The following is a 23,175-nucleotide window of genomic DNA, read 5'->3' as shown; positions in this document are numbered from 1 at the left end:
GGTGAAGCAAACCCCCGGATTCACGCGGATTCGATCAGGCCGACATCGCGCATCGATCAGCCGGATCGGGGTCGATCTCGTTTCAGTTGTTGCCACACTGTTGCCACGACCAACGGGCTTTCGGAGTCCGGGTCGCCCGCGGTTGTGTATTGAGATAAGTCTCTCAGGCGGCGCGACTGAGCGACAGGTCGCGATGAACGACTGCTGCAGTTGGCGTACCTCCACCGAACACTTGACCGCGCGGGTCCTGCGGGCGGAGCAGCCCATCGAATCGATTTCGCTTCTCCGGAGCAGCCGACGCGTACGGCTGAGGACCCGCAATCGCACGGTGAGCCACCCGCATCTCAAGTGGTCACGCCCGCTGGCGACCATCCCCATGTCGGCCTGCCTCGCACCGGTCGGGAACGAGCGGGCTCCCCTTCGTCAGTTGCTGAGGGTTCTTTGCGCAACTACGCGCCATGTGTAGACGCGATCGTCGCGCCCGAGCTCGAGTAGTGACAGGCGAGGAGATGGAACAGCGACCGGGCCCAATTCCGCGCGTTCGAGCGCGTCGTGCAGGGCTTTCTCACTGATCTCTGTGGAGAAGTAGGCAAGGCTCACATGCGGGTAGAAGGTCTCATCCCCTGTTGGCGCAGATCCGCCGGCTTTCCGGACAAGCTCGCGTTGAAGAACCTTCAGCTCCTGCAGCCACGGCGCGGTCGCTGACAGACAGATACCTTCCTGGTACAGGAAGAGGCGGTCAAAGAGCAGCGGCTCGACGTTGATGCGCAATGCCAAGTCCAGACCCGCGTCGGCGAAAGCCTGCACTGCTGATCGGTCGAAGTCTTCGGCGAACCCCATGCCCGTCATGGTCAGGTGAAGCCATGGTACCGGGACGACATCGATGCCTTGCACGTCACGCAGCGCCCTGCCAGCACGCCTTGCGGCATCGTGGAGTTCGGCCGCGTCTTCGAAGGTGAGGTGCCAGGTGAGATACCGCGTACCTGGACTCCAGCCATCCCTCCACCACCAGTGGTCCTGCGTGCGTTCGAATACGCCGCGCTGCCGCGGCAGTTGATGTGGAGGCATCCGATCATTCTCCGACATCCCCCTCGCACCTCCAACGGGCCACATCGTCGCCACTGCGGGTTCTGAGCCCTGGCCTGTCGGCACCTGCGGCCGCCCCGACATACGCCAACAGTGAAAGAGCGCGTCGATCTCGGTGGCCGGTGCGGCAAAGGATCTCCGAAATCGAGAACCGTGAGCATACTAGTCACGGCGTCACCGTCGCCCGCCAAGCGACACCAACGCGGGGCGGGCTGAGGGCGTGGTTTGATGAGCGAGTGGCTCTCCCGACCAACTTGCCGCTTCCAAAGCTGGTCAGCGGTGACCGCGTGGCGGTACTGTCACCGTCGTTCACAGCGCCGGCGTTCGCGCCAGATGTTCATGAGCAGGCGATGGGGCGCATCCGCGACGAGCTCGCTCTGGTACCCGTCGAGTTCCCGACGACCCGTGAGCTCGATGCCAGTCCGAAGGCGCGTGCGGCGGATATCAACGCTGCATTCGCCGATCCCGCGATTCGGGCGATCTTCGCGACAATCGGAGGCGACGACCAGATCACGGTGATTCCGCACCTCGATGCGGATCTGGTTCTTGCGGATCCGAAACCGTTCTTCGGCTGCAGCGACAACACGAACATTCTCAACTGGCTCTGGCGGTTCGGGTGCCGGCGTTCTACGGCGGATCGACGCAGGTCCACCTCGGTCCTGGGCCCAGGATCGACGACATCCACCTCGCTTCGCTGCGGGCGGCCTTGTTCGACGGCGGTCACCTCGAGCTCTTCGAACCTGGCCAGTCAGAGGACTTCGGCCCCGACTGGCTAACGGACGCGGCGCTGGTCGAGTTCGGTGAGCGCGAGGCCACCGAGGCCCGGGCATGGCACGGGCCGGCACGAATCATCCAGGGCGCTACCTGGGGCGGATGCTTCGAGGTCGTTGATCAGATCGCATTGGCGGGGCGGATGCCGTCGCTCGAGGAGCTGCGCGGCGTCGTCCTGATTCTCGAATCGAGCGAAGAGTCGCCACCGGCGACACTCATCAGCCGTTGGCTGCGAGCTCTCGGTGAACGAGGCCTGCTTGGCGTGGCGGCAGGAGTACTCGTCGCTCGGCCGCCGGTGAGCAGCCACGAGTTCATCCCCGACCGGGGGAGCGTGCCCGCCTTCGGGCAGAGCAACGAGACGCGGTGATCGCGGAGGTGACGCGTTACAACCCGGAAGCAGTCATTTGCATCGGAGTCCCGTTCGGTAATACTCGACCCCAATGGATCCTCCCCTACGGCGGGAACGTGACGCTCGACGGTCGCCGGAGGACAGTGACGGCCATGTTCGACTAACACCGGTCAAATCCACCTCCCTCACCTCACACCGCCCGAAACTCAATCCACGGGCAACGCGCGCGCACCTTCTGCCCGTTCGGCGAGCGACCGAGAAGGGCGGTTGCCTGCGCGGCGGTAGGTTCGACGGGTGCAGAGACACACACATCAACTCACCGTCGATGCAGAGCGCGTGCGGAAGACTTTCGTGAGCTGGGACGATGCGGAGGCGGATCGCGAGTGGAAGTGTCTGTCGCTGTTGGCGGTCCACGCCCCCGGTGTTGCTCCACGCCCGCTCAGCCGTGAGTTCGACGGCGACGCTCCGGTGGTGGTGATGGAACGCCTCATCGGGGCTCCGTTGCCGCTCGAACCGGCGACTACCGAACAGATACAGGCACTCGGTCGGACGTTGCGGCGCGTCTACGCCGTCCCTCTGGCAGAGATCGAGGACGCCGGTCTTCCCGAGCGACGCTTCGGGCCGAGCATGATCGCGGACGCACTCCGCACCGCGCTCCACAAACCCACAGACCTGCGCGCGTGCGAAGACCCTGAGCTGGTGCGACGCGCGCTGGATCGTGCAAGCGCACATCTGGCAACCGCTCGCGCAGTCCCACCGCCGCGGCTGACCACGATGGGAATCGCCGATCTCAACCCAGCCAACGTGCTGTGGGACGGCCAGAACTGCCGATTGGTGGACTTCGAAGACGGCGGACTCACCGAACCCGCATTCGAGCTTGCGGATCACGTCGAACACATCGCTAGCCGCCTCGCATCGGTCTACGACGCGCAAGGCCTGGTAGGCGCGGTCGGATTAACAGACAATGAGCAGAACCGATTCGACGACTACCGCCTGCTCTGGGCGATCTTCTGGCTGACCATGCTCCTGCCGGGAAACGGCGCTTTCGCACGGAACCCGCGAGGCACGACCGAGGCACAAGCGGCCCACGTGCGCGAACTGCTTCTGCTTCGCGCATAGGAGCGTGAGGGGTCGCTCTTCCAGTGCTGGTGAATCAGCTAGCTCGCTCCTGCTGGCTCTTCGCCCTGCCAGTTGCTGACCACACACGGACCCTGTTGCTGGCGGGTGGTGCCCCGACTGCTTTGTACTGGCGGGAGCCCGTCATGCGGGCGCTCGTGTCTCTGAGACTGCGGGGAGCTGCCCGGCGTCGTCAGGTGAGCGCGAGCGCCCCAGACTCCGGGTCGGGCTTCTAGTCTCACCAGTCGCCGATGCGATTGATGAAGTCGCGAGGATTGGCCGCGATGGTTTCACCGGTGGCGCGCGCACGCTGCAAGTCCTCGATGGGCAAGTACCGGGTGCCCGCGGCGGCCTTGGCTTCCTCCTCGTCCTTCCACGTGACCACGAAGTCCGGCGAAATGAGCAGATCCAGATGCCAGTCGACCGCGTCTATCGACGAATCGTGGCGAGTCTTCTCGGATTCGAGATTCACATACCAGCCGAGAAGTTCGCCGGTCTGCTGGTCCCAGAAGTGCAGCGCCTGCCAGCACTCGCCTAACGGCACCACGCGGAGCATTCCTCCGCCGGTCCACGTCCGGCGAGCGGTCGTCAGCGTTCCCGTGAACCTCGTGCTGAGAGGGACCGTGCGCGGGTCGGCTCCGTGCCCCGTTGCCCAATAGGAAATCTCGGTGCCCGGGCTGGTCCAGCCCACAACCACGTCCAACTGGTCACTGACCACATGCATCGGAATCGCGGCTTGCAGCCGGCCATCGGGATAGAAGTAGCGCTACTGCAACGTTGCGTGAGCCATCACCCGCAAGTGTAAGTCGCCGCCGGCAACCGGCTAAGACCATGCGCACGATGAGCGACCCCCATTGGGGCATGCTCGAGGTTGCCCGCGGAATGTGTGTCGCAAGATCGGCGCATATCCTGGATGCGACAAGCCGGCACAATGTCGCCGGCGCAAGCAGGAGCAACGGGTGATCGACGACGACGGGCTGGGTCTCGGAGCCCAGCCGCCGTGCCCGGACGATGGCGTGCTCATGCGCGACGACGGCGATGCCGGCTGGGTGTGCCCGGCATGCGGGAGCAGGCTTCCCGTTCCACCGGTTCGCTATCCAGATGACGAACGCACGGTCGAGTTCATGATTCGCCCCCCAGGCATGTGAGCGACTGTCGAACGCTGACCTACCGGCTTGTGGCCAGTGAGTCCGTGCCGATGCGAGCATGGCTGAGTGAGCTGGCGAAGCCGCCGCAGTGCCGCGAAGGCTATTCGCCGCTTGCCGCCTCGACGGTGGTCACTGATCGCGACAAGCGCACCGGAAACGATCGTTTCCGGGCGCGGGTGATCATGAAGGTCATGTTTGGCGCAGGCCACAACACGGTCACCTCCGATGTAAAGATGGGCGCTGGAGAGGACAAAGGATGAGCGCGAGGTACGACACAATCGGGTTCGGATACGCGGGCACGAGACGCGAAGACCCCCGGCTGCGGGCCCGGATAGCCGATGCACTCGGCGCGGCGCGCAGCGTCGTGAATGTGGGGGCCGGCGCCGGTTCTTATGAACCGCTCGACCGGCACGTGATCGCGATCGAACCCAGCTCGGTCATGGCAGCTCAACGCGAGTTGGATATTCCGCCAGCGATTCGGGCCTCGGCTGGTTCGCTGCCTCTGCACGATAAGTCGGTGGACGCCTCGATGGCGATCCTCTCCGTCCACCACTGGGACGAAGAGCGTCAGCGGGGGGTCGCGGAACTGCGCCGCGTGGCGCGCGATTCAGTCGTGATTCTGACGGTTGATCCGCGAGTGAGCAGCGAGATGTGGCTCATGCGGGACTACCTTCCCGAGGTCGCCGATCTCGACGGTGCAACCTTCCCGCTCCCAGAGCAAGTAGCGGAATGGCTCGGTGGCGACGTCACGATTGAAGCCGTGCCGATCGCGAGAGACACCCCCGACTGGACGCTGGTGTCCTTTTGGGCTCATCCCGAAAGGCTCATGGACGCTGGAGCCCGAGCCGCGACCTCGGGCTTAGCCCGGATGAAGCCAGAGGTCATTGATCGCGCTGTGGCGCAGGTCACCGATGATCTTGCGAGTGGTGAGTGGCATCGCAGGAACGGCCACCTCGCAGACCTTGACGAGTTCGACGCGGGTCTGCGCCTCGTCGTGGCACGAGGGCCGCACGCAGACCCCCTCTGACCCAGCCGAAGACCCATACCGAAACACCCTTCGGGAATCGTTGCGTTGCGACATGCCAGCCAGTCTTCGGGCAGCGCCGGAAACGATGGTGGTCTCAACCGATCAACGCACCACCCGCGCTGTCGAGCGTATCCACCTCAGTTCGTCGCCCGGCGCAGCTCCCGGTAGATCGTCGTGTGGGACACATCGAACAGCTCTGCCAGTTCGGTCTGCGTGTGTTTCCCGGCGGCTGCAAGGTCGAGAAGGTGCTTCCGCTTCGTCTTGCTAAATGTGGGCTGCAGGCCGCGGAGCTTCCCGGCGGCCGTGGCGATCTGCATGCCCTCCCGCGTTCGGGCCCGGATGAGGTCGGCTTCGAACTCGGCGACCATGCCGAGCACGTTGAACAGCAGTCGGCCCACGGGGTCGTTCGGGTCGTAGACGGACCGGCTTCCGCACGCGATCACTCGATCGCCTGCGGCAGCATCCGTGCTTCTTTCAAACGCGGCGCTGCTCGGCGATTCGTCGTGCGAATTCGGCGTCGGCGGCCATAGCCCTGCGGTGCGACGTCAGAGCCGCGCGCACTGCACTGTAGATGATGAGCCACATTACGAGCAGCCAGATCGCGATGATCGCGATCGTGTAGGCGATCGACAGAAGTGTGAAGTCCGGGAGGGCTGGGTTGACCGCCTCACTGATCAGCAGGTGCATGGCGCTCACCGTACTGAATTGCCCGTATTCGGACTACGGCGGAGTATCAAGCTTGACCGTCACGCCGGTGGCGCTTCAAGGTCGTATCCGGCTCAGCAGAGGTCCCGGCCCAACCTCAGGGCGTTGGCTTTCCGGGGCCAACGGTCACGTTGGTCACGGACGGGTCATCGAGTAGCGAGAGCTGCGAGCGGGTAACGGCATGATTGCTGGGTGGAGATTCAGACCCTGGGTGCGGAGCGCGTGCGGTTGATGGTCGCGGGGCTGGAGTGGGCCGCTGTATACGTCCCGGTGATCAGGTCGAACGATCGCCCGTACCCACGGTCCGAGCCGCGGCACGGGTTGCCGCGCTGGCGGGGAAAGGGAGCCGCAGGCAGAGGCGACCTCATCGCACAGATCCGACAACACTGGGAGGACCAAGGTCAGCGGAACCAGCAACTCCGGCACAAAACCGTGGAGGTGGTCTTCCCGCGCCGCCATCTCGCCGCCCTCATTGAGATCCTCGAGCAGAACAAGCGGGTCGAGGGCAAGGTGCCGGTGGTGCCGCGCGAACTCGTCGCGCTGATGATTGCTGCACTCCGAGCATGGGCCGCCGGCCTTCCCGATCCCGTTGTCGAGACCGCTCGGATCACGCGTGAGTTCGAGGCGCAGCAGGACGCGAAATGGAGCGAGCGGTGGTGGAGTGTCTCGACGCACAACATGACCAAGCGCAAAGCAACAGTCGCAGCGTTCGTTCTTCGCATCCTGCGACTCGGGATCGTCTACCTGACTGACCCCCACGAGCAGATGCGTCTGACGATCGACGTCGAAACCGCGGCGTGGTGGAGGGCAGCCCTGGGCACCGATGACGAGACCGCAATCGTCTACGACCACGAGACCCACATGCCGTTCGAGGTCACATCCGCCCGGGCACGGGGCGAGGTTGAGAACCTCATCGAGGAACTCGACGACTTCCTGTCCCACGCTCGAGCCCCGGAACAACGAGAATCCACAGACGGCGACGACCACATCGACAACGCCGCCCCATAGACGACTCTTGAGGGGAAGCGTCCGGAAGTCGGAGGTGTCGAGGTGGAGCGCTCCTCAACTAGCTTGAACAACGTGGATGAATGGCCTCCGATCAAGCGGGACGCATGGCGAATGCTCAGCGACACTGAAGCAGACGCAGCCCACGACCAATTCGTCGTGCGTCTGAAGTTCTCCCGGCAAGGCGCACTATGGGACCCAGTCATCGAGGATCCGGAGCCATCGATCACGTTCGACCTCAGCACCATAGATGCCGGTCCCTCTCGTGCCGCCTCCGTGGAATCAATCAACGCGGAAGCACTGCGATGCTTTGTCACCGCCCTCACCGACATCGACGAACTGATCGTCATCGATTGGAACCATGCAAGCTATCGGTTCAAACCACGAGTCGAAGCTCTCGACGCTTCGCCGCGTGACCGGATCAACGGCTACCCCACCGTGTACCCGGATGGCGACTACTACGCGTTTCTCACCCCTGACATGCGCGAAGGGACATTCGGTCACCCCTGGGAGCCGAGCATCTGCGTAATCGGACAGCGACTCGTAGACACCCTCGGCGCCTCGCTAGCAACGTGGCTGCCGATCAAGCGAAGCACGCTGACGGCAGACGACTAGGGCGTGTTGCTAAACATGCTTGGACCACTTGTTCGCGAGTGTTGATGTCGTGTCGCGGGACGTGATCTCTGATGAGGCCTGGGCTGTGATCGGGCCGTTGTCCCCGGCGGTGAGGGCAACGGGCCGGCCGCCGGTAGGTCGTCGCGCGGCGGTGGAAGCGACCGCGTGGCGGTTCCGCACGGGTGCGCCGTGGCGGGACGTCCCGGAGCGGTTCGGCAACTGGAACACGATCTACAAGAACTTCAACCGGTGGGCGGAGCAGGGCGTCTGGTCGCGAGTCCTCGAGAGAGTCCAGTCCCTCGCGGATCAGCGGGGAGACTTGGATTGGGTCGCGTCAATTGACTCAACGATGTGCGTGTACACCAGCATGGTGACCCTTCCTCGGGTCGCGGGGGGCTCTGTCGAACTACAAGAAGTTCGGGCCCGAGCCTCCTGATCACGCGATCGGAAGGTCTCGCGGCGGCCTGACAACGAAGAACCATCTGGTCTGCGACGGTCGCGGGCGCGCCCTGGCGTTCATCCTGACGCCCGGCCAGGCGGCCGACACGCGGATGCTGTCGACGACGCTGGAGCAGATTCGTGTTCCCGGTGCGGTCGGTAGGCCGAGATCCCGGACCGATCGGGTGCTCGCGGATAAGGGCTACCCGTCGCGGGCGAATCGGGCATGGCTGCGTGAACGCGGCATCGCCGCGACGATCCCGGAACGGGATGATCAGATCATCAGCCGGCGCAAACGGCCTGGCAGGCCGATCGACTTCTTCAACGAACAGCGGGTCCGCTACCGCGCGCGGAACGTCGTCGAGCGTTGCTTCAACAAGCTCAAGCAGTGGCGGGGGATCGCAATGAGCTCAGACAAGACCGCCCGGAACTACCATGCCGGACTCTGCCTCGCCGCCACCCTCCACTGGGTCTCCAGCAGCTAGCGATCGCACCCTAGGGCGTATAGTCCTCGAATTCCCAAAAGCCGAGCCGGCCAAGGCGGTTGCCGATCTCGCTCCACTCGTCGCCCTCGACACGTCGCACTCTGGCCTCGAACCAGTCGTGGAGGACTCGCTCGTCGAACTGCTCAATGGTGACAACCACGTGGTGTCGTGCGTCGAAGATGCCTCCCGTCTCCCGGCAGGCCTGAGCGAGCCATTCGGCTGTGCAGACGGTGACGTCGAACGTCTCGTCACCAGGGCCGCCGGCGGGGCCTACTGTCAACCGAGCGTTGAATCTGAAAGCCGACGCATCGCCAGCCAGGTCGCTGGGATCCGGGTCGAAGACGAGACTCCTCAACGTCGCACGCATGCCACCGATACTGCCGGATGACAGTGTCACCGACCGATCACGTCACCTGACCCGTCGACAAGACTGGGCACACCTGAGCCGCCGATCGGGTTTGGCAACATGCCCTAACAGCCAACGGAATGATCACCCATCACCCGCTCAAGGACCGCGATCGTGCGCCCGTCCCCGGAGAATGAACCCTGGTACGGCCGTGTCGCGACATTCAGTAAGGGGGACACCTGATGGGGATCAGTACCGGAGCCTTGGTCGCGGTTCTCGTTACTCTGTTCGTGGTCCTAGTGGTGGTATTCCTCATCGTTCGACGCAGGCGGTAGTTTCCCGCCCGCCCGGAAAGCGACCGGCGTGCGCGCGCTGGAGGACCCTCAATCGCGCACGGCTGCAAGGGGCAGAGCCCTCCGAGTCGCTCGTGGTCAAGGGCATACGCGTCTTGCAGGCGATAGCGGCCGCCATCGGCAAGCTGTGATGACCCGATGGCTACTGGCAAACCTGAGACGCCGCTTGATCAGACATAGGCGGTTCCAACAGGGCGAGCGATCGATCCGGCGTCCAGTTGTCCGGATCCTCGTCTATCGGAAAACACATGCTGACGGTACCGTCGTGGGATCTCGTAAAGAACGCATCGGGAGTGTGGCCACATGTGTCTGGAGCGTTTAGCGACAGCGTCGCGAGGCTGCCACCTTCGGTGTTGTTGCCTTCTCCGCCAAAGAACGTCCATGTGCCGGTGAAGTCGATGGCGGGCGACGTCCTTAGCTGCTCCATGCCCTCGGCTGTTGCGCCCGCACAGCTGAGATTCTTCGGCCAGGATGTGGCATGAAATGATCCGTCTTCGAACAAGACGAGTTTTGTGCCGGTCGGTCCGAGTGCTTGCCATGTTCCCACGACATCCGCGTCTCGAAGATTCCACGCGAAATTGAAGGAGCTACAGGCTGAGAGCGCGAAGCAGCCTGCCACGAGGAGACATCCGAGAATCAATCGCGCCGTCGCAGAGTGGCGGACCTGCTCCGTGTGGTTGCAAGTGCCTGTCCGTGAAAGCGGCGCCGAGCTGCGGCGCCGCGCCGATTCTGTCGCTCTCGGCGTAACAATAATCGACCCGTCCTGGGGTGGATTCCGAACGACCAGGTCGAGGATGTCCATAGCTTTCACATTAGCCAGCGGTCACGGCAGGTGTGCGGAAGCGTAGACCTCCAGGACGACACGAGCCGCGACCACGACGCCACCCAGATACGCAGGCGGATGACGGACACGAAGTAGTACGACGTACGCACGACGATCGTCGAGTCAGAGCTTCATGGGGTCAGCCGATCGTAAGACCGCGTCCGCGACGCCCCCTCGCGTACCCCCGCCACCGGCTCGGTAGGGCCCTTAGACTGCGCCAGGTGAGAGACGAGACACCCAGCCGCGGCGGGAGCCGCCTACACCCTGCCCTGTCCGACCAACAGGCCTATGCCCTGATCGCTGAGTCCATGTCGGCGCAGAACCTACTGCGCGATTCGGTCGATGCGATCCGCGGGCTGATCGAGCCCACCGTGCATGCCGATGCGGTCCTCACCCTCGGCAGCATCGGCGTCGAGAAGACGATGAAGATCATGTTGGGCTGCGCAGAGGTCAATCGATCTGGCAGGTGGCCGAGCATGCAGACGCTCATACGCGAGTGGGGTCACGACATTGACATGCTGTCGCGGAACATCGTGGAGACTGCCAAAGATGGATCCGTCAACGCCGTCGCACCCGGATACGTGCGAGCACTGATCGATCGCATCGAGTCGAGCACGATCCTGCCTGACCTCTTCGCCACCCTCTCGCGTTATGGCAGATCGGGTCGGTTCCACTACCTCGACATTCTCGCGACGAACCAGCCGGGCGAATACGACTCTCCGCAGCACTACTGGACGACGATGGAGAACAACATCACGCAGACGTTTCCCGACATGGTGGTGCCGTCTGCGGCGGTCACGTCGAACGAAGAGTTCGATGCGTTCCTGGCGCGCGTAAGCAACAAGATCGCAACCGAACTCGACGTGTGGTGGTTCGCCATGCACCGGCTCGGGATGCAGGGATGCTTCGGCGCGCTCGGCAAACAGATCGGCGCGAGCATCTGGCCCCTGTCACGACCCGATCCAACAGGAATATGAGCAGCACATCCCATGCGGCCATCTGTGGCGTGCTCCTTCTACGTGCAATTCGCGCGCATAGAGACCCGATACGTACAGAGACCCCGTGGCCTATACGCGGTTGCCGAAGAGGGGAAGGTCCAAGGCTGCTCGCCCCCAGGCGTAGGTCGCAGTAAGCAGAGCGATCGTGAAGATAATCCCGAGGATCGGAGACCACATCGCAGCTCCCTTTCGACGTCGAAAGACGTAGATACCCGTGGCCGCGACGACGAGAAGGAAGACCGCGCCGACATGGAATGTGTTGATCGAGCTCGCGAACAGTGAGTAGTTGCACGAGGTCGCAGTGCAACTGTCGACGCTGAACTCCGACAGGAACACTTCGATGGACAAGATCAACACCAGGACCAGCTGCACAACCCACCACGACCACGCGGCAGCAACTCTGGTCCCTGGTGCCGTGTGATTCATACTCGCAATCTAGTCGGCAGCCGCGTCTCGTTCGCCAGAATTGGCGCAGTGTCGGGTGGTCGACTCGCCGACCGGCTTGCGTGACTTTCCATTGACGCGCCGGCTTAAGTCTCGGCGAGCGAAACGCCAGTGGCCAGTCGCACCGTGCTTGAGTGGGCGTCATGCAGGACGAGCAAGATGCCCAACCGGAGGCTGAGGTGCCAAGTTCTGGATCCGACGAGGTTCGCTCTTCGTCTGCTCGTCCGACTCGAGGACGCCTCGCCGCGACTGCGACGGGCGTCCTCGAGATTCTGGCGGCCCTGTGCTTCACGATCGCTATCGTCATCGTGCTGAGCGATGAACATCTGATCAGGCACCGGCTGCTTCTCTGGATCGGAGTCGCTTTCACGCTAACTTCAGCGATTCTGCTTGCTGTGTCCCTGATCGGGAGGGGCCTGGGCATGCCTCTTCCAGATGAGCGACCCACACAAAGCGAACCGGTCTCAACGACCCGCTGACCCTCCTGCCGAGCGGCGCACCCGGGTGCACGCTCGAGGACCGTCATCTGACCCGAGGCAAGGAGGCCGTCCGCTAGCTTCTTTTCAGAATCCACCTCACCGTTCGCCGGCTGAAAGACGATCACGTCGACGCGGTTTCTAACTGGCTCATGGAGGTTGACACCTCGCGCCGCGGGGAGGCAATCGAAACGCTGCTGGCCGAGGGAGTCCGACACGAGACGGCCTCCATCCTTCGAACGGCAGACGGCACCTTCCTCATCTACGCCCTAGAAACGGACGACATCGAGCGGGCGCGTCAGGTGGGTGCCGCGTCGACCGCAGAGATCGACAATCGTCACCACGAGATCGTGCGGGCCGCCGACGGCGGTCGGCCAGACGTCGCGGAAGTGCTGTCCATTTCAGCCGAGTAGGCCGGCCGCTCATAGCGCTCGCGCTGACCGGGTGAGGACCACCGACCGCGCACCCGGCAGCGGCGGGAGGACTATGCGTGCGTCTTGTTGTCGTGTTGTCCCGGGATAGGGTCGAGCATGCCTGTCCGCGTGCAATGGTCCTCGCTTCCTCGGAGTGTGACGGGGTGGGTGGAGCAGGAGCTCGGGGGTCGGGTTGTGCGGGCGGAGACTCAAGCGAACGGGTTCTCATCTGGTTCCGCCGATCGTGTGCAAACGAACGATGGTCGTCGCGCTTTCGTTAAGGCGGTGTCGCGCGAGCGCAATGTCGGCGCTTTCACGCTGCACCGTTCGGAGGCCGCGGTCATGCAGATGCTGCCGGCACAGGTGCGCACACCACCGCTGCTCGGCGTCTTCGATGATGGCGAGTGGGTGGCTCTGCTGCTCGGCGACGTCGACGGCGAGCATCCGGGCACCCGGGGCGGGGCTGATATCCCCACCGTGCTGGACGCGTTGACGCACCTGCCGGCCGCCGACGGCCGGTTGAAATCGCTCCCGCAGGTGCGAGATGAGCTCGCGGATGACTTCGACGGCTGGCACCGACTCGCCGCCGATGGCGCAGAGCTCACGCTGCCGCCGCTCGCCCTCCGGTTGCGGGACCGGATGGTCCACGCGGCCGAGGGAGCTGCTCCGGCCGTCGACGGAAGCCATCTGGTACACCTCGATTGCCGTGCGGACAACGTCCTGATCGACCAGGCCGGCACGGCGTGGATCATCGACTGGCCCTGGGCGTCGGTGGGCGCGCGGTGGCTGGACGGGCTCACCTACCTGCTCGATGTCGTGATGCGCGGCGAACCGGTCAATGTGGACCGTTACCTGGATCATCCGCTCTTCGCAGAAATGTCGCCCGAGCAGGCAGATGCCGTGCTCGCGGGCCTGGCAGGCGCCTGGTATGACAAGGCCCGACAGCCAGCACCCCCAGACATGCCGACGATCCGAGCATTCCAGAAAGCAGAAGCAGACGCGGCGGTCGCCTGGCTCGCCCGCCGCTGGTCACGCGCAGCTGAGTAGTCATCTTCAGACCGCGTCGCCCCCAGAACTCTCAGAGTGCGTCGCTGCCCACTGTCCTCCTCCTGACGACCCTTCCAACGGGAGTCCCGTTCGGAGGTCGCGTCCTCCTATGGCCGAGTCCTGGTGCACGAATGTAGCGGACGCCTTGGCGAGGGTCGCAATCCCCTAAGCCCCGCTGCGCCATACAAGCTCAGCTCAAGTCACCACTTTCTGCACGCTGAGCGACCGGCTTGCGGGCATCGATGCTTCCCGGAGTCAATCCGGGTCGAAGCGGTAGCCGGCCTGTTCCATTGCACGGGCCATCTCCCCGATACGCCAGTCGGAGACAGTCGCCGCGCCATCACCACCGTCCCAGATCACCCGGATCTCTCCCGGCATGCGATACAGCCCGGTGATGCGGTCGCGGGGAACCCAGGCCCGGCTGAAGAGAATGCGCATCTCCAGACCCTCGGGACGGATCGTGAATCGCTGCAACCAGGGAACGTTCGAGCTGATCGGGAGAACGTCCTTGCGGACTTCCAGCGCCATCGGACGGAACTGCGCCGTCGGGGGCCCGGCAAACGACACCGCCGGGTCCGCCGAATTGAGAATCCCCGTGAACACGGGCTGGGATCGAGGCGGGTTCCCCGATTGTCGGACCTTGATCGCCGCGGTAAACGCAAGGATCCCGATATTGCCTGCCATGAGTACGGCAAAGGGGGCCCACATCGCTGAATCCAGCTGATGACAGCCGTCGGAACACCCGAGACTCGCCGTGAACGCCGCCGCGAAGCCCAGGAATCCGAGCGCGCTCAGCGCCTTCGATACCCGAAGCCCATTACGCAGCACACGCACCGGCCAAATGTATCCGCCGTCGCGGAGGCGCCGGGTTTGAGTGCCTGACGGCACCCATGATCGCCTCCGCGGCCGTGGGGCGGACGTCATGCGCGGTCCATGGGCACGGGTTGGCAACGCAACGCTGCCGACCGAACGCAAGCGGACCCCATCCGTTCTTCCGGGTTGCCGTCTCATCCTCCCTGCCTCGATTCACATCCCAGAACCCCACCGGCGGCGGCGCCTGATCAGCTGCGGGCCCCGCATCGCCCCGCGGTACGGCGGCATCATTCTTCGACCCTGGCGAGCTCCGTAGTGCGTCGCTGCCGTATGGCGAGGAACAGCGGGAAAGTGAAGGCGAACGCGGTAAGCGCCGCGCCGACGACATACAGCCAGCCGAATCGCATACCCAGGCGCCGAGCCTCGACGATGATGAAAATGCTCCCCGCGACAGCTACCACGAGCAGGTCGATCCCGAACGACGACACGGCAGGGCCGCTGGTCGCCAGGTCACGGAGGTAGTCCCGCATCTGGATGATCGCGAGGACGTTGAAGTACCAGGTGCCGATGAGGCCGGCGATCGCGAGCCCAAGGTAGGTGAAGGCGAGCGGTGTCCAGTGACGTCTCATGACTCGATCATCCCCGGGTTCGGGGGTTCGACGCGGCACTCAGCCGGTCGGGATCCAGACACGCATCATTGGAGGACCCGCTTTCGCGCGGATGAGGATCCCTGCGGGCGGTCGAGGACGGGCGCCGACATCGCGCACCGGCGGCGCCTCACCCTGCCATGGTGTGACCGATTCGCGGATCGAAGATGGACCGTGGTGTCGAACCGCCCGCCCACAGATTTGACAATCACAGGGCCCGATGCAGAGATTTCGTGGACAGATGTCATGATTCTCGTCCGGGCGACAGTGAGAGTGTGAGGGGTTCTTCCACGACGGCGAGGTTGCATGTACGACACGGATTCCGATAGCGAGCTGATCCGGCTCGCGCGGCGTGGCGACCGGGGCGCATTCAGTGCCATGTATGGGCGGCATGGCAAGGCCATCTACCTCTACGCATGGGGAATGACCCGTGATAACCGGGACGCGGAGGACGTCGTGCAGGAGGTGTTCGTAATCGCGTGGCGGCGACTGGCCGACATCCGGATCGTGGAGTCATCCGCGCTCCCCTGGCTGCTGGTCGTGTGCCGGAACACCGCCCGGAATACGTTGCGCGCGCGCCGACCGCATCTTGAGCTGGACGAGGCTCTGTTGCCCGGGGATCGGACACGGCAGGAGCGGGTGGAGGAGATCAGCTGGGTGCGGCAGGCGATCGGCCGGCTCGGCGGGATGGATCAGCGGGTAGTACATCTGTGCCTGATCGAGGGGTACTCGTACACGGAGGCTGCGGAGCATCTGGGCCTGTCGACGTCGGCGGTCGCGAAGCGGGTGGAGCGGGTGCGAGCGAGTCTGCGCAAGACGGTGCGGGGGGAAGCATGAACGACCGGCCGAAAGAAGGCGTCTATCTGGACGCCGCACTCGCTGTGATCGGTGAGCAAATCGACGAGCGCATCGACGCGCTCTCCCGCCGCAGACGCATCCGTACCCGCATCGGGGTGGCCGCGCTGGCGCTGGTCACCGTGGCCAGCGCGTCGGCAGCCGCCTACGCCCTCACTGTCAACCCGACCCAGCCGCCCGCAGCCGTCACCCCCGTAACAACCACCATCGCTGGAGAGCTCCGCTGCATCGACGCGCCCGACCCGCAACAGGCGGCCTACTTCACCACGTCATACCGCCTGGCGGTGAACGAGCAGGTGGATGCGGCGGCGGTGTGCCAGCGCGCGCACGATGCGATCGCCGCCTCCCCACTGCAGTACGAACAGGTCACCCCCGCGCAGGCGGTCGCCGCCGCCGGCACCCTGATCGGCGGCGTCAGCGACAGTGTCACGGTGGAGCGCGCATCGTTCGGCGCAGTCGTAGACGCGGGCTCCTGGCATGGCGTATGCCACGCCGGTGCCACCCAGCTGGTGCTCACTAGCCCGACCCGGTTGCCGGCGTCAGCCTGGACGTCGCGCTGCGCGGTCGTCGGGATGACCGGAGCCGACCAGTGACTCGCGGCAGCGGGGTGCCGGGACCGTTCCACCGGCTCGCTCGACAGCCGCTGCAGCTCGTCGCGATCGGCCTGCTCGGGGCGACCGCGATCGCCGCCGCCGGGGTGCAATCGGTCGCCGCCTCGGTGCTCGCCCAGACCGTATCGGAGAACTGGCGAGGCGCATACGACATCCTCGTAACCCCCAAAGACGCGCTGCAGCCGATCGACGGAATGCTGCCCCCCAACACACTCACGAGCACCGCGACCGGCATGTCGCTTGCCGATCTCGCGGCGGTGCGGAAGGTGGATGGCGTGGAGGTGGCGGCACCGATCGGCGAGATCCTGGTGCCCGGGCTCCGGCCAGGTGCTCAAGCCCGCCTACTGATCCCTAAGGACGCGGTGCCGGCCGCGAAGCACTCGCCGCAGGCGTACGGAGTGACCGCGACCTACACAACCGACGACGGGCTGGGCGAGCGCATCGTCAGCCGGTCCCGGTATGCGCTCGTCCTCGACCAACGCACACCTGACACGCCGACCACGGACCTCGCCTCCTGCATCAACAGCAGCGGGACGGCCACAATCCAAGGATCGAGCAACAGGTCCTACACGATCGATTACGCGAAGTACCCCGCCCTCGCCAAGCAGGCATGCGAGTACCGGAACGGGCCCGCGCCCTACGAGATCGCGCCGCTGACCGACACGACGCAATGGCTGATCGGTGACTATGACCCCGACGGAACAGCGATCGACGTTCCGGTGGGCTTCGACATCGCACCGCAGGCCGTCACCCGGATCACCCTGATCGACCCCTCCGCTGAGCGCAAGCTGCTCGGAGCGAAAGGCGCGTTCCTCGACCCGCTGGCGGCGGCAAAGCCGACACCGACCACAGACGTGACGGCGATGAAGGCTTGGGCGGCCGTTCACCACGGGCGGTTCGCCGAGCAACTCGACGACGAGATCGCCCATCTCGCCGCGCCGACCTCCGGGCCGCCGGAAGTGCTCGCGGCTTATCGACAACTATTCAAGGACAACGGCGACGACTACGACGTATACCTGCGCTCGCAGCAGAACAGCGCCCGATACGCTCCGATCCTCGTGGCGAACAATCCCGTCGCGAAACTCACCCTCAAACTCGACATTGAAGACTTCGGAACCGTCACTGCAGCCCCACTGGACAGCACCCTCGCATCCAGCCCGCAGCAGACCTTCCAGGTTCCCGAAAGCATGAGTGACGGGACCGCGCATGGCAGCGGGACCTCCTCTGTCGTCGGGGACCTCTCGAGCGTGCTCAACCCGTTCATCGACCTGCAAGCCGCTCTCTCCTGGCCGGGAACATCCGCGCCGGACACCTCCACCGCCACATACGACCTCCGCCAGATCATGACTGTGGCCAGGCCTGTCAGCGGCTCATACGACACCACGACCGACGGAATCACATTGGCCGCGTCCGGGTACCGGTCCGCGTTCCTGGGCGCCGACAGGCCGGGGGATTCATTGTCTCTGACGGGGGACCCGACGAAGGCCGGCGAGGAGGCTGCTTATACAAGCATCGCCCGGCTGGCCTCACGCCAACCGACCCAGGCGGTCATCGCAGCGCCCGTCGGAGCATTCGACGCCTCGACCGTCACCGACGAGGATGCCGCATCCTTCGTGCCACTCGGCGCATACGACCAGGTGGCGTCGACCATCACCGCGGGCAAGAACGCTGGGCGGACCATCCAGCCGTCCGCCATGGGCCTCGGACTCGTGTCCTCGCGGACGGCGGCGATCGGCGCCATCCAGAGCGCCGCGACCTGGGGAGACACCAAACCCATCGACGCCATCCGTGTCCGCGTGGCCGGCATCACCGGGTACACGGCCGACGCCCAGCACAAAGTCCTCCACGTCGCCGGACAGATCCAACGACTCGGGTTCTCAGTCAGCGTCGTCGCCGGGTCTTCCTCTGCCCCGGTCGGAGTCCACGTGGCCGGGTACGCGTTCGGCACGACCGATCCGACGGGGCCACAGACTGTCGGCCCGCTGGGTACGATCGCTCAGAATTGGTCCGAGCTCGGCGCCGCATCCCGCGTCACCCTGTCAATGTCCACCGCCACCTACCTGGTCCTCTCGATGGGGCTGGCAGCGGCGATCCTGCTGCTGGCCGCGGCGAAACTCGCCGGCATCCCCGCCCGTCGCGAACAGGCGACCACAATGCGCGAGCTCGGCTTCACCCGAGCACGGGTGGCTGGCTGGTACGCCGGAGAAGAGGTGCCAGGACTGGTACTGACCGCCGCATTCAGCGCGATGGCGCTTTACCTCAGCCAGGGCAGCACGCCCGCGATCATTGTGGCGGGCGTCGGCTTCGCGGCAATCGTTATCACCTCGCTGATCGCGGTGGCCGCCGGAGCGCACGCTCGCAGCATCCATCGTCCCCGGGATGCGCGGTCCGGTAGCCTAGGCGCCCGCTCTGTGCGTGGGTTCGGCGCCCGCCAGACGCTCATCCACCCGCTCAGCTCCGCCATGCACATCGCCGCGATCCTCGTCGTCGCCCTCGCCACCGCCGGCCTGTGCGAGGCCATCCAATCCTCGATCGCCGCCGCGGGGCACTCGACGCTCGCTACCATCACCATCGGTCGGATGCTGCTTCCCGAAATCATCCTCGGCGCCGTCGGCATAGCAGGAGGTTTGCTGCTCGCCCTCCTGGTCCGCCGCGTCGACCTCGCCCGCCGCGCCGACGAATGGGCCACCCTCCGCGCCTGCGGGTGGACCGCCGCGGAGCTCAGCCAAGCCCAACGCGCGGAAGGTCTGACCCTGCTCATCCCCGCCCTGGCCCTCGCCGCCGCGACGTCTTGGGCGCTCGCCCACGCGATCAGTGTCGCACCATGGATTTTCGTGAGCATCGCCAGCGTCGCCGGTCTGCTTGCCGGACTCGTGACCGTCACCGCCCGCCGAAAGGGAGCGATCGCATGATCGTCAAAGAACAAGACGCTCTGACCCCCCGCGCCGCAACCGACACTGCCACTGGTGCCGTTGATCTCGGCGGCCCCCCGGTCGAACTCCGCGGTGTAAGAATCCAATACGAACGGCCCGGGGACGAGCCGCTGCGGATCGTGGAGGATTACGACCTCGCCCTCGAACGCGGGAAGATGCACTGCCTCGCCGGCCGCAGCGGATCCGGCAAGACGAGCATCCTCCGCGTCGCCGCAGGCCTCATGCCCCCCGCCGCCGGCACCGTTCACTGGGAAGGTCTGGAGATCACAGGCCTGGCCGATGACGTCATCACCGCCCGCCGACGCACCCACATCGGCTACCTCGACCAACGCGGCAGCCTCGTCAACGGGCTCACCGCTCTCGAGAACGTGCTCCTGCCCGCCGTGCCCGACAAGAACACCAGGAAGATGTCACGCCCCGCGCGGGACATCCTCCACCGGCTCGGCGTCGGACCCCGCGCAACGCACTACCCCGACCGACTCTCCGGCGGGGAACGTCAACGCGTCGCCTTCGCCCGTGCTCTGCTCCTCAGCCCCGCCGTCATCATGGCCGACGAGCCCACCGCGAGCCTCGACCGGGCCACCGCGGACGAACTCATCGAGTTGCTGCGCACGCTCGCCGACGACGGAATCGCGGTCCTTGTCGCGTCCCACGACCAACACCTCATCGCCGCCGCCGACAGCCGCACGACCCTCGCCTAAGGTCTCCAAACTCACGATTGAGGACCGGCTTCCGCATGATGCGCCGCCGGTCGTGCGCGCGTGCGGACTCTCCAAGAGCCGTTACGCGCTCAATGAATCACGCTGCGCTGCTTCCTGAAGCCGGTCAACAATCGGCGAGAGCGAGACAACCAGCAGATAGATCGACATACCCGCCAGCGCCATCAGGGCAGCCAGCCCAAGGGTCTGGCAGGCCAGTTCCAGTGCTTGTAGATCCGTGGGTACGGCCTTACCTGCGTCCGCGTAGTCGAAGGCCTGTCCCCAAGCGCTCCAATAGATGATGCCGATCATGAGAATGATCGCCGAGAGTGTTGTCGACACAGTCACAATGGCCCATCGGTGCATTCTTGCGCCCACAGCGAGAACGAATCCTGCCAACAGCAAGAGCCCCAGTGGTGCCATGAAGAACAGCGCCATGCTGCCTGACGCCATCAGGATTAGCAGTCCACCGATCGGGACTAGGATCGCGCGCACAGGTGGCCGCATCGCAGAGTCATGGCGCAAGAGTAGCGAGAGCGCGCGCGTGGGATCGGCAACAAACTAGGAGTGCCCCGGGCACGGCGTCCCGCCGATCAGGTGCGACGCGCCGAGTCGCCACCCGATGCGTCACGAACACGGCCGACGTGCCGAACAGTGACACCGAGGAGGCCTACGAGGAATCCGAGGGCAACGCCGGCGATCGCCCCCCGGATGCTGAGCTCAATCACCGCATAGCCGACGGTCGGTGGGTATGCGATCAGACCGAGCACCAACCCGGCCGCGGCGCCGACCACCGCCCCGGCAGCCAAACCCCTTAGAACCACCCGGCCGATCGCCATGAGTGGAGTATTCACCTCAAACGCCCGGAACGGGACCCACTTTCGCACGGTCGAAGACGATCGGCCTCCGATATCCCGCGCCTCGCGTGCACTGACGAGCAGCGCGATGTTTTCGCCGCTGGTCGCCGCGGGAGGAGCTCCACGCACACATAGTCCGCACTATGCAGATTCCCCCTCGACGCAATGCGCGCGCCCAGTCTGGGCTAGGCCCCGATGTCGGCATAATCAGGCCGTGGATATTCGAGATCACTATGCCTTGGCTACTGGTGTGGCTCCGATGCCCGACGGACGTCCCGTGAAGCTGACTGTCGTGGACCTCGGTGAGCTGCATCTCGAGTCCGGGCTGCTGGGAGCGTGCGACCCATTCGTGAACCTCGACCAGCCGCTGGTGACCCCTGTGCCGCCCGGCCGCTACCCGGTACGCGTGACGATCGCTGATGTTTCCGACGCGCAAGACGGTTCCCACCTGCGGGAAGCGTACCTCTCTGTGGTGCTATCCGACGCGGAAGCTACATCCATCGAGCCGGCTCCCAACCGCGACGAAGCGCCCGAGCCCGGCTTGTTCTGGGGTGTGCCTGTTGATGCCGGCACAGTGGGTTTCGTGGACGCCCACGCCGCAACTCGGTGCATGCCGCGAGAGAGCGCCAGCTGGTACCTCGAGATCTTCGATTCAGGCCGGCCGGACTCCTGGTTCGCGCAGATGGATAGCGACATACCCCAACCCGCGGGCACCGCGAACATTACGCTGCCGCTCGCTACACGCGACGAGAATCTGATCCTCGCCCATTCGGGCTGGGGCGACGGGTTCTACCCGTTGACGCGGACGCTTGCCGCCGATGGCACGATCACCGGTATCCACATCGATCTTCAAATTGTCGGACCAGATGACGAAGAAGACCCCCCGGACATCAAGACTCCTCCGTCCCCAAAGCGCGGTCTGGCGCGACTGTTCCGGCGGAAAGGCTAGTTCGATCGCGCTTCCAAGGGGCTAATCCGCCGTTCTATCACCAGCCTCGGTGCGTCTACATCCGGCTGGGTCCCCTGGGCCACGAACCCTTCGAGCCAACGCCCCGAAGACACATGGCCCTCGGGCGTGGCCGAGCATCGCGGACGCTCGTTGGAGGACCGGCCGGCGAACGCCCCAGCCTCCACGCTGGCGGCGCAGTCGCGTTCATCCACGGTTCGCCCTAATCTGCTCCTGATGAGCAAACTCGCCGCCGTGGCCGCCGCCGCGGCATTCGCCGCCACCCTCACTGGCTGTACCGGGCCGACGGCGGCGACAAAGCCCGAGCCGACTATCACAGTGGTCGCCGCAACACCGTTACCGACGTGGTCGTCGCCGCCTCTTCGCGACAGGTGCAACCCCGACCAGGGCTTCCACGTGGGCGGTGACGGGGTCTCCTCATCGGGCGTGCTGCAGCCGCAGGACTTCGCGAACATGCGGGACCTCGGCCCCCGCCCAGGTGCCACGGGCACAGCGCAACTGCATCCGAACGGACGCCCGGCGTCCTACACCGTCGCCCCGCACGACGACCTGTACGCGGTCGAGGCACGATTCTGTCTTACCTATCCCGAGCTGATCGCGCTCAACGCGGTCAGACGCGAACCGCCGGCGCCGGTCAACGGCGAGTACATCATCCATCGGGGCGACACGCTCAACCTCGACCCGTGCACGGTCAGAACAGTCGGCGAAGACAACGGGCAGGTGTACGACAACACCCTGAAGGTCTACGTCCCGACCTGCTGAGCCGACCGTGCGGAACTGAACTGAAGGCGCACGCTCGAGGACCGGCTTGCACTCGCAACCTCGGCAGGAAACCATCCTGTTGTGGCGACTATGCGGCTTTCGGAACGATGGTGGGGGCTCAACGACATGTCCGAACGCGCGGAAGCGAAACGTGCGGCGGCCGCTGCGGAACTCAAGAAAAGTAGTGTCAGCAGGTCATCCGCTCCGCGGGCGAATCAACCGAGAGTCACAGAATCGATCACTCTTCTGGTCTGCGGACTCACGGTCAAGCCCCGGGGCGTGGTGTAGCGGTCGGTGATCCTTCTTCGTTTGATGGTTAGGCGCTGAGTTCGAGGAGGGTGTCGGTGTTCACCTCGATTCCGGTGTCGGCGACGAGAGTGAGCCTGG

Annotated in this window: 29 protein-coding genes and 1 pseudogene; 19 read left to right on the top strand and 11 right to left on the bottom strand. The window is 65.0% G+C overall.

The features are described 5' to 3' along the window. Positions 1–423 precede the first annotated feature (423 nt). On the bottom strand, positions 424–1,086 hold the full coding sequence (locus AC0NZN_RS09085) for a 2'-5' RNA ligase family protein (RefSeq protein ID WP_474592276.1): 663 nt from the start codon (positions 1,084–1,086) through the stop codon (positions 424–426). On the opposite strand from AC0NZN_RS09085, the gene AC0NZN_RS09080 reads away from it, so the two are divergent. From AC0NZN_RS09080 to AC0NZN_RS09070, 3 genes are all read left to right on the top strand, one after another. Further along, positions 1,059–1,862: an LD-carboxypeptidase gene (locus AC0NZN_RS09080; RefSeq protein WP_474591970.1), complete on the top strand. Its 804-nt coding sequence runs from the start codon at positions 1,059–1,061 to the stop codon at positions 1,860–1,862. The genes AC0NZN_RS09085 and AC0NZN_RS09080 overlap by 28 nt on opposite strands. Further along, complete coding sequence (locus AC0NZN_RS09075; RefSeq protein ID WP_474591969.1) at positions 1,793–2,224, top strand: hypothetical protein; 432 nt, start codon at positions 1,793–1,795, stop codon at positions 2,222–2,224. Before AC0NZN_RS09080 ends, AC0NZN_RS09075 begins: the two co-directional genes overlap by 70 nt. A gap of 333 nt (positions 2,225–2,557) precedes the next feature. Continuing rightward, on the top strand, positions 2,558–3,325 hold the full coding sequence (locus AC0NZN_RS09070) for an aminoglycoside phosphotransferase family protein (protein ID WP_474591968.1): 768 nt from the start codon (positions 2,558–2,560) through the stop codon (positions 3,323–3,325). Between the two features lie 235 nt (positions 3,326–3,560). Here AC0NZN_RS09070 and AC0NZN_RS09065 read toward each other — a convergent pair whose 3' ends face one another. Further along, positions 3,561–4,046 (bottom strand): ribonuclease FAU-1 family protein, encoded by a 486-nt coding sequence (locus tag AC0NZN_RS09065; protein ID WP_474591967.1) that lies wholly within the window; start codon positions 4,044–4,046, stop codon positions 3,561–3,563. Between the two features lie 235 nt (positions 4,047–4,281). Between AC0NZN_RS09065 and AC0NZN_RS09060 the strand changes: the two genes are divergently transcribed. The 3 genes from AC0NZN_RS09060 to AC0NZN_RS09050 are packed head-to-tail and all read left to right on the top strand — an operon-like array spanning position 4,282 to position 5,497. Then, positions 4,282–4,470, top strand: coding sequence for a hypothetical protein (locus tag AC0NZN_RS09060; protein ID WP_474591966.1), 189 nt, complete (start codon positions 4,282–4,284; stop codon positions 4,468–4,470). Positions 4,471–4,499: 29 nt separating this feature from the next. Continuing rightward, positions 4,500–4,730 carry a hypothetical protein gene (locus tag AC0NZN_RS09055; RefSeq protein ID WP_474591965.1) on the top strand — a complete coding sequence of 77 codons (231 nt, stop codon included), beginning with the start codon at positions 4,500–4,502 and terminating at the stop codon, positions 4,728–4,730. After that, positions 4,727–5,497 (top strand): methyltransferase domain-containing protein, encoded by a 771-nt coding sequence (locus AC0NZN_RS09050; RefSeq protein ID WP_474591964.1) that lies wholly within the window; start codon positions 4,727–4,729, stop codon positions 5,495–5,497. Before AC0NZN_RS09055 ends, AC0NZN_RS09050 begins: the two co-directional genes overlap by 4 nt. Positions 5,498–5,634: 137 nt before the next feature. Here AC0NZN_RS09050 and AC0NZN_RS09045 read toward each other — a convergent pair. Beyond that, positions 5,635–5,919: pseudogene (locus tag AC0NZN_RS09045) on the bottom strand (recombinase family protein); the annotation flags it as partial. Positions 5,920–5,971: 52 nt separating this feature from the next. Next, the gene (locus AC0NZN_RS09040; RefSeq protein WP_474591963.1) at positions 5,972–6,184 is read right to left on the bottom strand and encodes a hypothetical protein; all 213 of its coding nucleotides are present in this window, start codon (positions 6,182–6,184) and stop codon (positions 5,972–5,974) included. A gap of 249 nt (positions 6,185–6,433) precedes the next feature. On the opposite strand from AC0NZN_RS09040, the gene AC0NZN_RS09035 reads away from it, so the two are divergent. From AC0NZN_RS09035 to AC0NZN_RS09020, 4 genes are all read left to right on the top strand, one after another. Further along, the gene (locus AC0NZN_RS09035) at positions 6,434–7,210 is read left to right on the top strand and encodes a hypothetical protein (RefSeq protein ID WP_474591962.1); all 777 of its coding nucleotides are present in this window, start codon (positions 6,434–6,436) and stop codon (positions 7,208–7,210) included. Between the two features lie 72 nt (positions 7,211–7,282). Further along, complete coding sequence (locus AC0NZN_RS09030) at positions 7,283–7,822, top strand: DUF2716 domain-containing protein (protein WP_474591961.1); 540 nt, start codon at positions 7,283–7,285, stop codon at positions 7,820–7,822. A 49-nt stretch (positions 7,823–7,871) separates the two neighbouring features. Further along, complete coding sequence (locus tag AC0NZN_RS09025) at positions 7,872–8,258, top strand: transposase (protein ID WP_474592266.1); 387 nt, start codon at positions 7,872–7,874, stop codon at positions 8,256–8,258. Beyond that, on the top strand, positions 8,221–8,745 hold the full coding sequence (locus AC0NZN_RS09020; RefSeq protein WP_474592265.1) for an IS5 family transposase: 525 nt from the start codon (positions 8,221–8,223) through the stop codon (positions 8,743–8,745). The genes AC0NZN_RS09025 and AC0NZN_RS09020 overlap by 38 nt, the downstream gene beginning before the upstream one ends. Before the next feature lie 10 nt (positions 8,746–8,755). On the opposite strand, the gene AC0NZN_RS09015 is transcribed toward AC0NZN_RS09020, so the two are convergent. Together AC0NZN_RS09015 and AC0NZN_RS09010 are read right to left on the bottom strand one after the other, a co-directional pair. After that, a complete protein-coding gene (locus AC0NZN_RS09015; protein WP_474591960.1) occupies positions 8,756–9,112 on the bottom strand; it encodes an Imm8 family immunity protein in 357 nt (118 codons plus the stop codon). 474 nt (positions 9,113–9,586) lie between these two features. Beyond that, positions 9,587–10,246: a hypothetical protein gene (locus AC0NZN_RS09010; protein ID WP_474591959.1), complete on the bottom strand. Its 660-nt coding sequence runs from the start codon at positions 10,244–10,246 to the stop codon at positions 9,587–9,589. A 242-nt stretch (positions 10,247–10,488) separates the two neighbouring features. Between AC0NZN_RS09010 and AC0NZN_RS09005 the strand changes: the two genes are divergently transcribed. After that, on the top strand, positions 10,489–11,244 hold the full coding sequence (locus AC0NZN_RS09005) for a hypothetical protein (protein WP_474591958.1): 756 nt from the start codon (positions 10,489–10,491) through the stop codon (positions 11,242–11,244). A gap of 90 nt (positions 11,245–11,334) precedes the next feature. Here the strand turns inward: AC0NZN_RS09005 and AC0NZN_RS09000 are convergent, their stop codons facing one another. Next, positions 11,335–11,691, bottom strand: a complete 357-nt coding sequence (locus AC0NZN_RS09000) for a hypothetical protein (RefSeq protein WP_474591957.1) — start codon at positions 11,689–11,691, stop codon at positions 11,335–11,337. A 586-nt stretch (positions 11,692–12,277) separates the two neighbouring features. Here AC0NZN_RS09000 and AC0NZN_RS08995 point away from each other — a divergent pair. Then, on the top strand, positions 12,278–12,598 hold the full coding sequence (locus tag AC0NZN_RS08995; RefSeq protein ID WP_474592264.1) for a DUF6176 family protein: 321 nt from the start codon (positions 12,278–12,280) through the stop codon (positions 12,596–12,598). Between the two features lie 117 nt (positions 12,599–12,715). Further along, on the top strand, positions 12,716–13,645 hold the full coding sequence (locus AC0NZN_RS08990) for a phosphotransferase (protein WP_474591956.1): 930 nt from the start codon (positions 12,716–12,718) through the stop codon (positions 13,643–13,645). A gap of 255 nt (positions 13,646–13,900) precedes the next feature. Here the strand turns inward: AC0NZN_RS08990 and AC0NZN_RS08985 are convergent, their stop codons facing one another. Then, complete coding sequence (locus AC0NZN_RS08985; protein WP_474591955.1) at positions 13,901–14,479, bottom strand: hypothetical protein; 579 nt, start codon at positions 14,477–14,479, stop codon at positions 13,901–13,903. A gap of 266 nt (positions 14,480–14,745) precedes the next feature. Next, positions 14,746–15,087, bottom strand: a complete 342-nt coding sequence (locus AC0NZN_RS08980; RefSeq protein ID WP_474591954.1) for a DUF2834 domain-containing protein — start codon at positions 15,085–15,087, stop codon at positions 14,746–14,748. Positions 15,088–15,411: 324 nt separating this feature from the next. Between AC0NZN_RS08980 and AC0NZN_RS08975 the strand changes: the two genes are divergently transcribed. The 4 genes from AC0NZN_RS08975 (at position 15,412) to AC0NZN_RS08960 (ending at position 20,205) form a co-directional block, all read left to right on the top strand. Beyond that, complete coding sequence (locus AC0NZN_RS08975) at positions 15,412–15,942, top strand: RNA polymerase sigma factor (protein ID WP_474591953.1); 531 nt, start codon at positions 15,412–15,414, stop codon at positions 15,940–15,942. After that, positions 15,939–16,553: a hypothetical protein gene (locus AC0NZN_RS08970; RefSeq protein ID WP_474591952.1), complete on the top strand. Its 615-nt coding sequence runs from the start codon at positions 15,939–15,941 to the stop codon at positions 16,551–16,553. The genes AC0NZN_RS08975 and AC0NZN_RS08970 overlap by 4 nt, the downstream gene beginning before the upstream one ends. Beyond that, positions 16,550–19,483 carry a hypothetical protein gene (locus AC0NZN_RS08965; RefSeq protein ID WP_474591951.1) on the top strand — a complete coding sequence of 978 codons (2,934 nt, stop codon included), beginning with the start codon at positions 16,550–16,552 and terminating at the stop codon, positions 19,481–19,483. Before AC0NZN_RS08970 ends, AC0NZN_RS08965 begins: the two co-directional genes overlap by 4 nt. A 140-nt stretch (positions 19,484–19,623) precedes the next feature. Next, on the top strand, positions 19,624–20,205 hold the full coding sequence (locus AC0NZN_RS08960; RefSeq protein WP_474591950.1) for an ABC transporter ATP-binding protein: 582 nt from the start codon (positions 19,624–19,626) through the stop codon (positions 20,203–20,205). Positions 20,206–20,286: 81 nt separating this feature from the next. Here AC0NZN_RS08960 and AC0NZN_RS08955 read toward each other — a convergent pair whose 3' ends face one another. Further along, a complete protein-coding gene (locus AC0NZN_RS08955; RefSeq protein ID WP_474591949.1) occupies positions 20,287–20,640 on the bottom strand; it encodes a hypothetical protein in 354 nt (117 codons plus the stop codon). Positions 20,641–20,795: 155 nt separating this feature from the next. Beyond that, positions 20,796–21,041, bottom strand: a complete 246-nt coding sequence (locus AC0NZN_RS08950) for a hypothetical protein (protein WP_474591948.1) — start codon at positions 21,039–21,041, stop codon at positions 20,796–20,798. Between the two features lie 295 nt (positions 21,042–21,336). On the opposite strand from AC0NZN_RS08950, the gene AC0NZN_RS08945 reads away from it, so the two are divergent. Both AC0NZN_RS08945 and AC0NZN_RS08940 read left to right on the top strand, forming a co-directional pair. Further along, positions 21,337–22,008, top strand: coding sequence for a DUF4241 domain-containing protein (locus AC0NZN_RS08945; protein WP_474591947.1), 672 nt, complete (start codon positions 21,337–21,339; stop codon positions 22,006–22,008). 234 nt (positions 22,009–22,242) lie between these two features. Next, the gene (locus AC0NZN_RS08940) at positions 22,243–22,788 is read left to right on the top strand and encodes a hypothetical protein (protein WP_474591946.1); all 546 of its coding nucleotides are present in this window, start codon (positions 22,243–22,245) and stop codon (positions 22,786–22,788) included. Positions 22,789–23,175: the final 387 nt, after the last annotated feature.

It is taken from the genome of Microbacterium sp. sgz311019 (genome assembly GCF_056135325.1).
The sequence above is the reverse complement of the archived record's forward strand: the minus strand, read 5'-3'. Positions and strand labels throughout refer to the sequence as shown.